Below are 702 nucleotides of genomic sequence, written 5' to 3' on the forward strand. Positions count from 1 at the left end.
CAGTCGATGACCCCGCAGCGTTCCAACGCGAAAGGCTCGCTCGGTAAACGTGTTATCACGTTTATTCTGCTGGCAACCATGGTGGGCTGGGGCTCAGGGATCTCGGTACCTCTGCCGAATTTCAAAGACACCGGTCCGCTGACGCGCAAGCGAATGGAAACGATCGACGACGCGAATCGTGGAGCTTCCCTTGGCCGCGCCGACGATTCTGGCTGGCGTTCGGACGGCATCGGCCTGGGTTGTCGGTGCCGCGACCTTGGCTTACCCGGTCGGAGCCATCGTCTTTTGGATCTTTGGAACCTTGGAAGGGGCAACCTGGCAGAACACGGCCATTGTTGCGTCCGTATTGGTCATCGCGATGGTGTGGCGACGCAGAACGACGGGTTGGAATCTTCGTGGAACGGGCATCTCCACCAGAGACGCCGGCGATTCTCGCCCCGGCGGCCCGGGGCCGGCCCGAGGTGGGAGGTCGTCACGGCGGCCAGGTCGATCTTCTCGCGCTCGGCCTTCCAGTCGATCCGGGGCTTGTCCCGGCCGACGGTGGTCTTCCAGACCTCCGAGACCTTCACTCCCATGGCGCCGACTCCGACGAGGTTCCGACCGGCCACCATCCCGGCCCGAGATCGATCCGCCAGGGACCGACCCGAGGCGACCCCGGCCCCGCCCGCGAATGTTCATGCCAGCACTCTTCAAAAAACTGAA

The 702-nt window shown here is 63.8% G+C and carries 1 protein-coding gene; it reads right to left on the minus strand.

The window, feature by feature from the left end:
- Window positions 1-261 precede the first annotated feature (261 nt).
- A partial coding sequence (locus AB1L30_RS00380; protein WP_367011374.1) for a hypothetical protein occupies window positions 262-702 on the minus strand: 441 nt, incomplete at its 5' end.

It is taken from the genome of Bremerella sp. JC817 (assembly GCF_040718835.1).
Taxonomy (GTDB): Bacteria; Planctomycetota; Planctomycetia; order Pirellulales; family Pirellulaceae; genus Bremerella.